Raw genomic sequence first — 12,533 nt, forward strand, 5'->3', positions numbered from 1 at the left:
ATATTCCTGAAGTGGCTTTATAGGGGAATGGGGGCAGGGCGTCCAGGGGTTTTGGGAAAGTTTTTTAACTGAGGAGAAATTTTTAGCGGGCAGGACGGCATCGAATGCAGTCAAAAATGTGGGAGGGGGCTTGCTCCCGATAAGGGTGGGTCAATGACAAATGCATTCACTGACATTCCCTTATCGGGAGCAAGCCCCCTCCCACAGTTGAATCTCTGTGCTTCAGGTGTATCGCGAGTTCGGATTATTCCTTGTCGTTGCCGTAGTTCATGATCGACAACAACCGAATCGGCACCTGTACCAACTGCTCCGGCCCGTGTGGAATCTCGCCTTCAAACGTCAAGCTGTCCCCGGCCTCCATCCGATACAGCTGGTTGCCATGCCGGTAAATCAACTCCCCCTCCAGCAAATGCAGAAACTCCGTCCCCGGATGAGCAAAGGTCGGGAACTCCTCGCTGGCGTCATCCATGCTGACCATGTACGCCTCGAAGCTCTTCTTCGGACCGCGCGTGTGGTTGAGCAGGTGATAGGTATGCCCCTTCTCCGTCCCACGGCGCACCACTTCCATGCCCTGGTCGGCCTTGACCAGCAAGGCGCTGCCATCCTGCTGATCGTATTCGCTGAATAACTTCGACAGCGGCAGCCCGAGCACATCGCACAGGCGGCTCAATGTATCGAGGCTGGTGGAGACCTGGGCGTTCTCGATCTTGCTCAACATGCCCTGGCTGATATCGGCAATCTTCGCCACGTCGGACAGCTTCAGGTCCTGGGCCTGGCGCTGGCGTTTGATCTGCAGCCCCAGGTATTGCTCGAGCTTGAGGCGCGGGGCGGTTTCGGTGGACATGATCATCGGCTCCTGCACGGTTTCCGTTCAGTAATATTATTTTCGCACTGGGAAAGTGCAAGGTCTGGCGCTTGAAGGCCACCCCGCTGTGCGTATTCCTGCGGGGAAAAGAATTTTCCCATATATACAGCACAAAAGCGCAGCTCCACCCACTTCGATGTGTCGATCGCGATTCTGGCAAGGGTATTGCATTCCTGTAAGGAAACTAACTTTCTTTTTAGGAATAAAAAGACAGCCTAGGCCCACCCACACGGTTTTGCCTTTCGCGAGGAGTGACACGCAATGTTGCCAGCAGAAACCCAGCGCATCATCGACAAGCACGGGATCAAATACGTGCTTGCGCAGTTTGTGGATATACACGGTGCGGCCAAGACCAAGTCGGTGCCCATCTGCGGGCTCAAGACCGTGGCCGAAGAGGGCGCGGGGTTTGCCGGGTTTGCCATCAGCGGCATGGGCATGGAACCCCATGGCCCGGACTTCATGGCGCGCGGCGATCTGTCGACCTTGACCCCGGTACCCTGGCAGCCGGGTTATGGGCGCGTGGTGTGCGTCGGGCATGTCGACGGCAAGCCCCATCCCTACGACAGCCGCTACGTGTTGCAGCAACAAGTGCAGCGCCTGCAGGACAAGGGCTGGACGCTGAACACTGGCCTGGAGCCCGAGTTCAACCTGATGCGCCGCGACGAGCAGGGCAAGCTGCAACTGGTGGACCCCAGCGACAACCTTGACAAGCCTTGCTACGACTACAAGGGCCTGTCGCGTTCGCGGGTGTTCCTCGAGCGCCTGACCGAAGCCTTGCAGGCGGTGGATTTCGAGGTCTATCAAATCGACCACGAGGACGCCAACGGCCAGTTCGAGATCAATTACACCTACAGCGATGCCTTGACCTCCGCCGACCGCTTCACCTTCTTCCGCATGGCCGCCGGCGAGATCGCCAATGAGCTGGGCATGATCTGCTCCTTCATGCCCAAGCCCGACCCGAAACGCGCCGGCAACGGCATGCACTTTCACCTGTCGATCAGCAGCGCCGAGAACAAAAACCTGTTCCATGACGCCAGCGACCCGAGCGGCATGGGCCTGTCGACACTCGCCTATCACTTCGCCGCCGGCTTGCTCGCCCATGGCCCGGCGCTGTGTGCGTTCGCCGCGCCCACGGTCAACTCCTACAAGCGCCTGGTGGTCGGCAACTCGTTGTCCGGCGCCACCTGGGCCCCGGCCTTTATTGCGTTTGGCGCCAACAACCGCTCGGCCATGGTCCGCGTGCCGTATGGCCGCCTGGAGTTCCGCCTGCCGGATGCCGGCTGCAACCCCTACCTGGTCAGCGCTGCGATCATCGCCGCGGGCCTGGACGGTATCGATCGCCAGCTGGAAATCGACCACGTCTGCAACGAAAACCTCTACAGCCTGAGCCTCGAGCAGATCGCCGAGCGCGGCATCAAGACCCTGCCGCAATCCCTCAAGGAAGCCTGCGACGCGCTGGAAGCCGACGCGCTGTTCGCCGAAGTGCTCGGCCCGCAGATCGTGGGCGAGTTCATCAAGCTCAAGCGCATGGAGTGGGTGGAGTACAGCCGCCATGTGAGCGACTGGGAAATCCAGCGCTATACCGAATTTTTCTGACACCGTGTGACGGAGACTTGTTATGTGTGGAATCGTAGGCCTGTACCTGAAGAATCCGCAGCTGGAACCCCAGCTCGGCCAGCTGTTTGAACCCATGCTGCAAGCCATGACCGACCGTGGCCCGGACAGCGCCGGTTTCGCCATCTACGGCGATGAAGTCGCCGATGGCTGGGTCAAGCTGACCCTGCAAGCCACCACCGAAGCCTTCGACTGGAAAGGCTTGATGGGCGAGCTGGAAGGGCGCCTCGGCTGTTCCCTGGACTGGTTCCAGAACGCCAGCGCCGCCGTATTGAAGATCCACGCCGACGAAGCCCCGGTGCGCCTGGCCCTGGCCGAACTGGCGCCGAGCGTGCGCATCATGAGCGCCGGGCAGAGCATCGAGATCCTCAAGGGTATGGGCCTGCCCCAGGAAATTTCCCAACGCTTCGGCCTGGCAAACATGCAGGGCAGCCACATCATCGGCCACACGCGCATGGCCACCGAAAGCGCGGTGACCATGGAAGGCAGCCACCCGTTCTCCACCGGCGCCGACCTGTGCCTGGTGCACAACGGCTCGCTGTCCAACCACTTCCGCCTGCGCCAGGAACTCAAGCGCGAAGGCATCCACTTCGAAACCGACAACGACACCGAAGTCGCCGCCGGCTACCTGACCTGGCGCCTGCAACAGGGTGATTCGCTCAAAGAGGCGCTGGACCACTCCCTGGAAGACCTCGACGGCTTCTTCACCTTCGCCATCGGCACGCGCAACGGCTTTGCGGTGATCCGCGACCCGATTGCGTGCAAGCCGGCGATCTTGGCCGAGACCGACGACTACGTCGCCATGGCCTCCGAGTACCAGGCGCTGTCGAGCCTGCCGGGCATCGAGAACGCGCGGATCTGGGAGCCGGCACCGGCCACGTTGTACATCTGGGAACGCCCGTCAGCTTAAGGAGCGCACACATGAAAACCATCGATCTTTCCACCGCCACCGTGCGTGACCTCAACCAGGCGCTGCACGCCCAGGCCATCGACAACGAGTGGCGCGTGACCCATTCCAACGGCAAGCACAACCTTGCGGTAGGGGTGAACCAGGCCGTGTCCATCGATATCGAGGGCCACGCCGGCTACTACTGCGCGGGCATGAACCAGCAGGCCTCGATTACCGTGCACGGCAATGTCGGCGTGGGCTGCGCCGAGAACATGATGTCCGGCTCGGTGCGCGTCAAAGGCAGCGCGTCCCAGGCCGCCGGGGCCACGGCCCATGGCGGTTTGCTGGTGATTGAGGGCGATGCGGGCGCGCGTTGCGGGATTTCCATGAAGGGCATCGACATCGTCGTCGGCGGCAGCATTGGCCATATGAGCTGCTTCATGGGCCAGGCCGGGCGCCTGGTGGTGTGCGGCGACGCCGGCGATGCGCTGGGGGATTCGCTCTACGAAACCCAAATCTACGTGAAAGGCACGGTGGAGTCCCTGGGCTCGGACTGCGTTGAAAAAGAGATGCGCAGCGAGCACCTGCAAGAGTTGCAGGAACTGCTCGACCGCGCCGGCTTCGCCCACCAGGCGGCGGATTTCAAGCGCTACGGCTCGGCCCGTCAACTCTACAACTTCAAAGTCGATAACGCCTCCGCGTACTGATCAGGAGCTTCACCATGACTGAACAAACCCCTCCGGTCCTGCGCGAGTCGGCCACCTTCGACCGCCTGACCATCCAGGAAATCCAGCGTGCCGCCGAAACCGGCATCTACGACATTCGCGGTGGCGGCACCAAGCGCAAGCTGCCGCACTTCGATGACTTGCTGCTGCTCGGCGCCAGCGTGTCGCGCTATCCGCTGGAAGGCTATCGCGAGAAGTGCGGCACCGATGTGATCCTCGGCAACCGCTTCGCCAAGAAGCCGATCCACCTGAAGATCCCGGTGACCATCGCCGGCATGAGCTTCGGTGCGTTGTCGGCCAACGCCAAGGAAGCCCTGGGCCGTGGCGCGACCATCGCCGGCACCAGCACCACCACCGGTGACGGCGGCATGACCCCGGAAGAGCGCGGCCAGTCCCAGCACCTGGTGTATCAGTACCTGCCGTCGCGCTACGGCATGAACCCGGATGATTTGCGCAAGGCCGACGCCATCGAGATCGTCCTCGGCCAGGGCGCCAAGCCCGGCGGCGGCGGCATGTTGCTCGGCATGAAAGTCACCGAGCGTGTGGCCGGCATGCGCACCTTGCCGATCGGCGTGGACCAGCGCAGCGCCTGCCGCCACCCGGACTGGACCGGCCCCGATGACCTGGCGATCAAGATTGCCGAGCTGCGCGAAATCACCGATTGGGAAAAACCGATCTACGTGAAGATCGGCGCGAGCCGGCCGTATTACGACGTGAAGCTGGCGGTCAAGGCCGGTGCCGATGTGATCGTGCTTGACGGTATGCAAGGCGGTACTGCCGCGACCCAGGAAGTGTTTATCGAGCATGTGGGCATCCCGATTTTGTCGGCCATCCCGCAAGCGGTACAGGCTTTGCAAGAGATGGGCATGCACCGCAAGGTCCAGTTGATCGTGTCGGGCGGGATCCGCAACGGTGCCGATGTGGCCAAGGCCATGGCGATGGGCGCGGATGCGGTCGCCATCGGCACGGCGGCGCTGATTGCCCTGGGCGACAACCACCCACGGCTGGACGCGGAACTGAAAAAGATCGGCTCGGCCGCCGGTTTCTACGACGACTGGCAGAACGGCCGCGACCCGGCCGGCATCACCACCCAGGACCCGGAGCTGTCCAAGCGCCTCGACCCGGTGGAAGGCGGGCGGCGGTTGGCCAACTACCTGCGGGTGATGGTGCTGGAAGCGCAGACCATGGCCCGTGCGTGCGGCAAATCGCACCTGCACAACCTCGACCCCGAGGACCTGGTGGCGCTGACGGTGGAATCGGCCGCCATGGCCCGGGTGCCGCTGGCGGGGACCAGTTGGGTGCCGGGTTCCGGTTACTAGCGGGCCCCTGTAGTGAGCGGGCTTGCCCCGCGCCGGGTGGCGAAGCCACCCCAATAAAGCCGCCGCATTCATTGAGGTAGAAATGCGGCGGTTGGTTTACGGGCGGCTTCGCCACCCAGCGCGGGGCAAGCCCGCTCACTCCACCCAGGCACTTCCCATTTCTTTTGCAGGAGCTTTGAACATGGTCAATCGTCTTCTCGGCAAATCCCTCTTCGGTTTATTGCTGGCCAGTGCCTTTGCACCCTTGGCCCAGGCCGCTGACGCCCCCACCTTGAACACCGGCAGCACCGCCTGGATGGTCACCGCCGCCGTGCTGGTGCTGTTCATGTGCTTGCCGGGGCTTGCGTTGTTCTACGGTGGCCTGGTCCGTGCGAAAAACATGCTCTCGTTGTTCACCCAGTGCTTCGGCATCGCTGGCCTGGTGGGCGTGCTGTGGGTGATCTACGGCTACAGCATGGTGGTCGACACCACCGGCATGGTCGAAGGGCAGGTGACCTTCAACAGTTTTGTCGGTGGCCTGAGCCGCGCCTTCCTGGCGGGCATGACCCCGGAGAGCCTGGTGGGGGATATTCCGGAAGGGGTGTTCGTGACCTTCCAGATGACCTTCGCCATCATCACCCCGGCCCTGATCGCCGGCGCCTTTGCCGAACGCATGAAGTTCTCGGCGGCGCTGCTGTTCATGGCCATCTGGTTCACCCTGGTCTATGCCCCGGTGGCGCATATGGTCTGGGGCGGTTCGGGGGCCTTGATGCATAACTGGGGCGTGCTCGACTTTGCCGGCGGCACCGCCGTGCACATCAATGCCGGTGTGGCTGCGCTCGCTGCGTGCCTGATCCTCGGCAAGCGCAAGGGCTACCAGAACACGCCGATGCCGGCGCATAACCTCAGCCTGACCATGGCCGGTGCGGCGATGCTCTGGGTCGGCTGGTTCGGCTTCAATATCGGCTCCGGTGGCGGCCTCAGCGGCACCTCGGGCATCGTCATGCTCAACACTCAGTTGGGCGCCTGCGCCGGGATCCTGGGCTGGATGTTCACCGAGTGGTTCAAGGTCGGCAAGCCCAGTGCCCTCGGCCTGGCCAGCGGCGCGTTGGCCGGCCTGGTGGGGATCACCCCGGCGTGTGCCTACGTGGGCGTCGGCGGTGCGTTGGCCATCGGCTTGCTGTGCGGGGTGTTCTGCTACTTGAGCGTGACGGTGTTGAAGCGCCGTTTCGGCTACGACGACAGCCTCGACGTGTTCGGCCTGCACGGCATTGGCGGGATGATCGGCGCGGTGTTGACCGGGGTGTTCTGTGTACCGTCCATGGGGGGCCTGGTGGAAGGTGTGACCATGGGCGGGCAGGTGGTTGCCCAGCTCAAGGGGGTGCTGCTGACTACGGTGTACTGCTTTGTGATCAGTTGGATCATCCTCAAGGGGGTCAATGCCCTGGTCGGCTTGCGTGCCCATGAGTCGGTGGAGGAGATGGGGCTGGACCTGGCCGAGCATAATGAGCGGGCCTACAACCACTGATCATTCCCCCTGAGTAAACGCAGCTCAAAATGTGGGAGGGGGGTGCGACGATTCGACTTGCCCCGTGGCGGCTGGGGAGCCGACGACTCTCTAACGGGTGCCCCGGGACTGAAATGTGGGAGGGGGCTTGCCCCCGATGGCGGCCTGACAGCCGACCAGGATGTTGGATCGGATCGAGTACATATCCGTTGCTGCGGTAAAGGCGGCTATTGGTTCCGCCCTTACGGCGGCTCACTTTGGAAAAGCCCCAAAGTAAGCAAAGGGCTCTTGCCCCACCACTCGGCACCTCGCCCAGGCTCGGTGTGCCCGTAATCCGACAGTGATGTGGGGGGCCGCCGCCACGCGCCATCCATGGCGCGGGGCGGCTAAACCGGCATCCCTGCCGGTTTACCCCCCACATCACTATCGGATTCCGGCCAGCGTGGTTAACGGGGCGCCTGAGATCAAGATCAAGATCTACAGCAAGAGCAAGAGCAAGAGCGGCTCGCTTCGCATCGTGGTTACCGTTGTGGATACCTATGCGCCGACAGCGGTCTGCCAGTCAGCTGGGTTGTAGCTGAGCCACGGCCATCGGGGGCAAGTCTCCTCCCGCATTTGCCTTGCTGCGTTGCAGCTGGCTCGCCACCAGGGTGTTCTTCAGCAGGTAGGCAATCGTCATCGGTCCCACACCGCCGGGCACCGGCGTGATCGCGCTGGCTACGGTGCGTGCGCTGGCATAGTCCACATCCCCCACCAACCGCGTGCCGGTCTCGGTGGTGATGCGGTTGATCCCCACATCAATCACCACTGCGCCGGGCTTGAGCCAACTGGCATCGATCAACTGCGGCCGGCCTACGGCGGCGACGACGATGTCGGCCAAACGGCACAACGCCGGTGCATCGACGCTGCGCGAGTGCACCACGCTGACCGAGCAGTTGGCCTGCAGCAGCAGGGTTGCCATGGGTTTGCCGACAATGTTCGAACGCCCGATCACCACCGCGTGCAAGCCGCTCAAGTCGCCGCAGGTTTCGTGCAGCAGGCGCATGCAGCCGCTGGGCGTGCAGGGCGTCAGCACTTCGATGCCTTGCACCAGGCCACCGACGTTTTCGCGGTGGAAGCCATCCACGTCCTTGATCGGGTCGATCGCGTGGATCACTGCCGCCTCGTCGATATGCGCCGGCAGCGGCAACTGCACGAGGATGCCGTTGACCGTCGCATCGGCGTTCAAGCGGGCAAGCAGGTCGAGCACCTGCGTCTGGCTGGCATCTTCCGGCAGCCGGTATTCCAGGGAGCGAATCCCGACTTCCTTGGCCCGCAGCAGCTTATTACGCACGTAGACGTGGCTGGCCGGGTCATCGCCCACCAGCAATACCGCCAGGGCCGGGTAGATTTGCTGCGAGGCAAGCAGCAGGACCTCTTCGCGAACCTCGTCGAGCACCTGGGCAGAGATGGCCTTGCCGTCGATATCGCAGGCAGGCGTGGGCAGAGAGCTGGTCAAAAGCGTCACCGTTGTCTGGGGAAATAAGGCGCTGAGGGATAGGAATCCCTCAGCCATAGGCAGGCCAGAAGGCTCAGGCTACCAGTTGATGGCAGGCATACACCACCAGCACACCGGCGACCAGCGTGGCATAGGGCAGCCAGCCGGCGCGGCGCTGGCCGTCATCGGCCTGGATATACAGGTCGGTGAGCATGGCGGCGGGGAAGCGGCCCTTGTCCTGCACATAGTGGCGGTAGCAGAACACCGGCAGGATCAGCAGCGCCAACAGCAAGCCGGTGACCAGCGTGCCTGCGCCCCAGATGTCCGCGCCCAGGCCCATGCAGGCCAGGTTGACGAAACTCAGCACGGCGCCGGCTGCCAGTAGCACGGTGGGGGCTTTGTACGGGCGCACCCAGTCGGGGCGGTCCAGGCGGTGGATCCAGCCGGCATTGAGGTTGAGGAAGTTGAAGATGATGTAGCTGACGTTGGACGCCGCAAGCACGAACACGTAGTCCGACATCAGCAACAGCAGCAGATTGAACGACAGGTCGGTCCACATTGCCGCTGTCGGCGCGCCATGTTCGTTGGTGCGCCCCAGGTACTTGGGCAGCCAGCCATCCACCGAGGCCTGGTACAGGGTGCGCGACGAACCGGACATCGAGGTCATGATCGCCAGCAACGTCGCCAGCACCAGCATGATCAGCACGATATTGGCCACCACCTTGCCGCCGCCGATGCTGTCGGCCATCACCTGGCCAACGCCCATGCCGCTGTAGATCGCGGGCGAGAGCAGGCCGCTGTACACCGCGGGCGTCACGATTGCGCCACTGGCGTCGAGCACCGCCGGCGTCACCAGTTGGCCCAGCCCGAGGCTGCCTTGAAATGCCAGCGGCACCAGGGTGAACACCAGGATGCACAGCAGGCCGGCGTAGAAGATTGCCTTGAAGGTGTCACGCTTGGGGTCCTTGAACTCACGGGTGTAGCACACCGCCGTTTCAAAGCCATAGGTGGACCACGCCGCCATGAACAGCCCACCGGCCATCAGTGACCAGCCGGACATATCCCACGGCCCATCGATGACTTGACCGGCCGCGTCATGGGCCAGGGGGTACAGCGGCAGGAAGTTGGCCTGGGTCGCATCCCCGGTGAACAACGGCACCACGCCCACCAGCAGCAGCGGAATCAACGAGGTGACGCCGAGCACCAGGGTCAGGCGCGCCGACCGCAGGATGCCGCCGTGCTGCACGGCAAACACCGTGAGCAAAATCAACAAACCAATGGCGAACGTCGCGTTGATGCGCAACGACAGGCCGCTCTTGACCCAGCCCAGGTCCAGCAGGGTCAGTTGCCAGGTGTTGATCAACGCATCGGCGGGAAACAGCGCCGTGAGGATATACCCCGCCGCCAGCCCCGAACCGATGGACAGCACCGGCGACCAGGCCAGCCAGTTGCACCACACCGACACCGGTGCGATCAGCTTGCTGTAGCGCACCCAGGCCACCGCGCCGTACACCGAGGCGCCGCCGGATTTGTGCGGGAACAGCCCGGCGATCTCGGCATAGGTGAAGGCCTGGATAAACCCGAACAGGATCGACACGATCCACACGATCCATGCCGGTTTGCCCACCGTGGCGGCAATCGCACCGATGGAGAACAACACCAGCGCGGGCACGCCACTGGCGACCCAGAAGGCCCCGCGCCAGTCGATCTTGCGGTGCAGGCTGCCCACCGAGCCGGCAGCCTGCGGTACAGCCTCGAACGTCGTCGCTTCCATCTTCGTATTCCCATGTCTGAATAGCGGTTAGGTTGGGGCAGTCAAAATGGGGTGGCACACACGTTTCGGGACGATCAGCTACGCACCCGGCTTTTGTCCGGGTCGTAGAAAATCGCTGCGCTGACCGTGGCGCTGATGCGCTTCTGCAGGCCATCGACTTTGCCAATCTCAAGTTCAGTGCCGGGCTCGGCGCAGCTCACGTCGACCCGGCACAGTGCGATATTGCTGGCCAGTAGCGGTGACCGGCAGGCACTGGTGATCACCCCGACCTGGGCCCGGCCCTGGTACACCGGGTCGCCATGGTGGGCGGCCTCGTTGCCGCTCAGGTGCAGGCCAACGAGCTTGTGGCTGGGATGGGCACTGCGCCGCAGCAGGGCGTCACGCCCGATAAAGTCGTCGGTCTTGCTCTTGAGCGGCACGCTGAAACCGATACCGGCCTCGAACGGATCGGTCTGATCGCTGAACTCGTAGCCGGCGAAAATCAGCCCGGCTTCGATGCGCAGCAGGTCCAGGGCTTCCAGGCCCAGGGGCACCAGGCCCAAGGGTTGGCCGAGTTGCCAGATGCGGTCCCAGACCCGTTCGGCGTCTTCGGGCTGGCACCACACCTCAAAGCCCAGTTCGCCGGTGTAGCCGGTGCGCGAAATCATCAACGGGCAGCCGTCGAAACCGTCCAATCGACCGACCAGGAAGCGAAACCAGCCGAGGGTTTCCACACTCGGTTGTGTGGGCGGGGTCCAGACCATCTGCTTGAGCAGCTCGCGACTCAGCGGCCCCTGCACCGCCAGGTTGTGAATCTGCTCGCTGGCGGACTTGACCCACACCTTCATGCCCAGTTTCTGTGCCTGCTCGCGCAACCACACGCCGGCGTAGTCTTCGCCGCAGATCCAGCGGAAGTTGTCCGGGCCCAGGCGCAGCAGGGTACCGTCGTCGAGCATGCCGCCGTGGGCGTGGCACATCGCCGAATACACCACCTGGCCCACCGCCAGGCGCCGTATGTCGCGGGTCAGGCAGTACTGCAACAGGGCTTCGGCGTCGGGGCCGATGATTTCGAATTTGCGCAGGGCAGTCAGGTCCATCACCGCCACCCGTTCGCGGCAACCGAGGTATTCCTCGGTGACGCCGTAACCGTCGTAGCGCAGCGGCAGCCACCAATTGCGGTAGTCGGTGAAGCTGCCGGTGAGGGCGCGGGTACGTGAGTGAAACGCGGACTCACGGGTGAGGATCGGGTCGGCATCCGCCGTGGTTCGAGTGCTCATGGCGATGGAAAAACGCTCCTTCTCGCTGTAGATGCGGACATGGATGTCGGTCGGGTTCCAGCCATTGGCCGGGTCAATGTCATCCGGGCACGAGGTACTGCCACACAGCAGGTCGGTCATGGCCCGCAGCAGCACGTAATCGCCGGGCCGTGACCAGGGTTCATCCAGGGTCATCTGCTGGTGCGCATCGATACCGGTGTTGAAGAAGAAATTGATCGCCGGCCAGCCGTTGCGCGCCTGCACGCCATGGGGGGCGAGGACGCGGCTGAGGTTGTCGCTGCAGTTGTCGTGCCCGAAATAGCCATGGGTTTCGTAGTAGCGCGCCGCGCAGGCCAGGGCGAATGAATCGTGGCGCCCGACGGTGTCTTGCACCACCTCCAGCATCGGTTGCATATGGCGGTCGAAAAACTTCGAGAACAGCCCCGGTGCCGGGTAGGCGCTGCCGTTCAGGGTGCGCGTGACGGTCTGGTCCAGGTCCAGCTCGACGCCGCGATCCAGGGCGCGCCGGTCGAGGGCGACGAAGTCCGAACACTGGCGGCCCGCGACGTCCAGCACCTGGATGTACTGCCCTTTGGCGACGGTGTAGCCGTGGGCGGTGCCCGCGCGCAGGGTGAATTCGTCGAGTACTTCGCCCAACGGCTCGGGCAGGGCCGGCAGCAGCAGCGGCGACGGATTGGCCCGCGTCACTATCAGACGCAGCTCGCTGGGCCGGTATTGCCGGTCCACGGCGGTGGCCTCGGCGGGTGCGGCGACGATCACCAGCAGCGCGTCCTCGGCGACAAACTGTCGGCTGTGGCCGGGCGGGCTGTCGGCGTCCCATAGCGAGGCCGCCAGCGGCAAGGCCTGTGCATCGATGCCGCGCCGCTGGAGCGCCTGGCCGATACGCCCAGGCACGCTGCACGCCGTTGACCCGCTCAGGCCCCAGCTCGCCAGGGCGCTGCGGCCGCCGGCGTCGAGGGCCAGCAGTGCGCAGGTTTGCCGGCCTTCGACGTCGATCACTTGCAGGCCGTCGCCGGGCTGCAAGTCGACCAGGGTCACGCCGCCGGCGGCCACGCGGTAGCGTTCCAGGTTCGGCGCGCGGGCAAACAGCCCGGGTTCGCGGGGATGGGAAACACGTGGTGCATTCAT

General features: G+C 63.8%; 9 protein-coding genes. 5 read left to right on the forward strand and 4 right to left on the reverse strand.

Going from position 1 to position 12,533, the window contains the following annotated elements; genetic code table 11:
• Positions 1 to 244 precede the first annotated feature (244 nt).
• Positions 245 to 844, reverse strand: a complete 600-nt coding sequence (locus tag C8K58_RS26015; protein WP_053139883.1) for a helix-turn-helix domain-containing protein — start codon at positions 842 to 844, stop codon at positions 245 to 247.
• 282 nt (positions 845 to 1,126) lie between these two features.
• Between C8K58_RS26015 and glnT the strand changes: the two genes are divergently transcribed.
• From glnT to C8K58_RS26040, 5 genes are all read left to right on the forward strand, one after another.
• Positions 1,127 to 2,461 carry a type III glutamate--ammonia ligase gene (gene glnT / locus C8K58_RS26020; RefSeq protein WP_108574596.1) on the forward strand — a complete coding sequence of 445 codons (1,335 nt, stop codon included), beginning with the start codon at positions 1,127 to 1,129 and terminating at the stop codon, positions 2,459 to 2,461.
• A 22-nt stretch (positions 2,462 to 2,483) separates the two neighbouring features.
• Complete coding sequence (locus C8K58_RS26025; RefSeq protein WP_027603579.1) at positions 2,484 to 3,389, forward strand: glutamine amidotransferase family protein; 906 nt, start codon at positions 2,484 to 2,486, stop codon at positions 3,387 to 3,389.
• Positions 3,390 to 3,400: 11 nt separating this feature from the next.
• Entirely contained in the window at positions 3,401 to 4,075 is a 675-nt protein-coding gene (locus C8K58_RS26030; RefSeq protein ID WP_108574597.1) for a protein glxC, read from the forward strand.
• Positions 4,076 to 4,089: 14 nt separating this feature from the next.
• The gene (locus C8K58_RS26035) at positions 4,090 to 5,412 is read left to right on the forward strand and encodes an FMN-binding glutamate synthase family protein (RefSeq protein WP_027603581.1); all 1,323 of its coding nucleotides are present in this window, start codon (positions 4,090 to 4,092) and stop codon (positions 5,410 to 5,412) included.
• Positions 5,413 to 5,593: 181 nt separating this feature from the next.
• The gene (locus C8K58_RS26040; RefSeq protein WP_108574598.1) at positions 5,594 to 6,919 is read left to right on the forward strand and encodes an ammonium transporter; all 1,326 of its coding nucleotides are present in this window, start codon (positions 5,594 to 5,596) and stop codon (positions 6,917 to 6,919) included.
• Between the two features lie 541 nt (positions 6,920 to 7,460).
• Here C8K58_RS26040 and folD read toward each other — a convergent pair.
• The 3 genes from folD to C8K58_RS26055 all read right to left on the reverse strand — a co-directional run bounded on the left by folD (position 7,461) and on the right by C8K58_RS26055 (position 12,533).
• Positions 7,461 to 8,453 carry a bifunctional methylenetetrahydrofolate dehydrogenase/methenyltetrahydrofolate cyclohydrolase FolD gene (gene folD, locus C8K58_RS26045; RefSeq protein ID WP_108574599.1) on the reverse strand — a complete coding sequence of 331 codons (993 nt, stop codon included), beginning with the start codon at positions 8,451 to 8,453 and terminating at the stop codon, positions 7,461 to 7,463.
• Positions 8,454 to 8,469: 16 nt separating this feature from the next.
• Positions 8,470 to 10,149 carry an APC family permease gene (locus C8K58_RS26050; protein WP_098479811.1) on the reverse strand — a complete coding sequence of 560 codons (1,680 nt, stop codon included), beginning with the start codon at positions 10,147 to 10,149 and terminating at the stop codon, positions 8,470 to 8,472.
• A 74-nt stretch (positions 10,150 to 10,223) separates the two neighbouring features.
• Positions 10,224 to 12,533: a DUF1989 domain-containing protein gene (locus tag C8K58_RS26055; RefSeq protein ID WP_108574614.1), complete on the reverse strand. Its 2,310-nt coding sequence runs from the start codon at positions 12,531 to 12,533 to the stop codon at positions 10,224 to 10,226.

The organism is Pseudomonas sp. GV047 (genome assembly GCF_003058245.1).
Classification (GTDB): domain Bacteria; phylum Pseudomonadota; class Gammaproteobacteria; order Pseudomonadales; family Pseudomonadaceae; genus Aquipseudomonas; species Aquipseudomonas marginalis.